We start from the raw sequence: 1,644 nt of genomic DNA, 5'->3' as shown, positions 1-1,644 counted from the left end.
GTTCAGACGTGGGCGCTGCCGATCTATCGGGAATCGGGAATCGGGAATCGGGAAGCGGGAATCGGGAATCGGGAATCGGGAATCGGGAATCGGGAATCGGGAATCGGAATTTTAGGCAAGGTAAAAAACGGTAATTATTTGGGATAATTAAGTCTACACTTATATCGTTTTGACAGAGTTAGTTGACAGAGTTAGTATAAGTAAGGATAGCTAAAGTGCTGAAATTAGGGTCAGTAAATAATTAAATTTATATAATTGGGCAGAGTTATATCTAGTATTTATTGATTACCGTTTTTTACATAACCCAAAATACCTCTAGAGTTGATTAACTCTTGCCTTTTGCCTCTTGCCTCTTGCCTCTTGCCTTTCCCTACTCCCTACTCCCTAGATGAACATTACCATTAAAATCCCAGAGCTAAGCATAGAAGGAATTGACCTGAATAGACTAGAACGGGTACGCTTACAAGCAGCGGTGGAAGCAGAATTATCCCGTTTGCTTAAGGTGAAGGGACTACCTCGAAATTGGCAAAATAGTACCAATATTCCCACTGTACCCGTGAATTTAAACTTAACTAAAACCCACAATCCCACAGACATGGGTAAGGAAATTGCTCAGGCTATTTATAGAGGTATGGCGCAATGACTTAAGTCTTAGTCAGCTGAGAGGAAAGCTCCGGAAGATGATACAAACAAGCAAAGTTCCCAGTGACTTCGATGCTCAGGGTTTACGGAGTAGCCTAAGAAACCCGTATATTAATTTATAAATTAAAATGGTTCGGTGGGGATGAGAAAGCGATGTTAGGGTAATGGGATGAAATCCGGTAGTGCGATCGCAGGTATCATCCTTGCCTTGAAAAAAGGCTAGTGTAAACCTGAGTGGAGAAAAAACCTTGAAAAGTGGAGCCTTATTTGATGTGAATTAAAACTATTACTCATAACCTATCGCGCTCAATGGCTCAACTTTTCTTGCGGTAATTCAAACCCTGCCGCTCTGTTTTATTGGTGTTTTTTTTTAAGACTGTTGTGCTGACTTGCCCAGCATTTAAGGCCGTAGGCCACGCGGGGCGCGTTCGGCTTTGTTTATCAGTACATATAGCGTTTATCGCAGTTATGAGGTACAGTATTGAGGTAGCGCATCCCTATTCCCTATTCCCTATTCTCTCTTCTCTCTTCTCTGTTCCGGTGATCCGCTGTTACCTGTTCCCTAAAATACCGAAATTGTGTACCTCATAACTATGATAATTGCTAGAATATATAGCAATTCCATGGATACCCTGTGCAAAATTCATCCCAAACTCATGGCGTAGCATTGAGATGTGGGATGAATTTTGCCGGAAGCTAAGCCCTAGAAAATCTGCAAGTTCTGATCGAGCCAATCGAGCCATTTCAGACTACTGGATAAAGATTTCGGTGGGTCGTAAATCAGGGTATCTAGAGCAATCAGGCGCTGGAAATTGATCTTGACTGGATCATGACGCTCTGTGCGACCGTCTTTGCGATAAAACTTGACACCAGCTTGTTGCTGCATCATAGTGATCAATTCTTGAGCAACGATACCGTAGCCAATGGTAGTGGGGTGAATGCCATCTAGGGAGAACAAACCACCGCTGGTGCGACCGGTGGCATCGGATCTAAAAAAGCGAG

The 1,644-nt window shown here is 43.1% G+C and carries 2 protein-coding genes and 1 pseudogene; 2 read left to right on the top strand and 1 reads right to left on the bottom strand.

From position 1 onward, the window contains the following. The first annotated feature begins 388 nt into the window (after nucleotides 1-388). Together F6K49_RS46875 and F6K49_RS46870 are read left to right on the top strand one after the other, a co-directional pair. A complete protein-coding gene (locus tag F6K49_RS46875) occupies nucleotides 389-643 on the top strand; it encodes a hypothetical protein (protein WP_075902663.1) in 255 nt (84 codons plus the stop codon). A 467-nt stretch (nucleotides 644-1,110) separates the two neighbouring features. Continuing rightward, nucleotides 1,111-1,233, top strand: coding sequence for a hypothetical protein (locus tag F6K49_RS46870; RefSeq protein ID WP_293063437.1), 123 nt, complete (start codon nucleotides 1,111-1,113; stop codon nucleotides 1,231-1,233). A gap of 112 nt (nucleotides 1,234-1,345) precedes the next feature. Here the strand turns inward: F6K49_RS46870 and F6K49_RS46865 are convergent. Further along, nucleotides 1,346-1,644: pseudogene (locus tag F6K49_RS46865) on the bottom strand (hypothetical protein); the annotation flags it as partial.

The organism is Moorena sp. SIO3I6 (assembly GCF_010672095.1).
The sequence above is the reverse complement of the archived record's forward strand: the minus strand, read 5'-3'. Positions and strand labels throughout refer to the sequence as shown.

What these genes read in the sequence shown, in the direction of transcription:
- F6K49_RS46870 (WP_293063437.1), top strand. Translation starts at nt 1,111, where the DNA reads ATGAGGTACAGTATTGAGGTAGCGCATCCCTATTCCCTATTCCCTATT.
- F6K49_RS46875 (WP_075902663.1), top strand. Translation starts at nt 389, where the DNA reads ATGAACATTACCATTAAAATCCCAGAGCTAAGCATAGAAGGAATTGAC.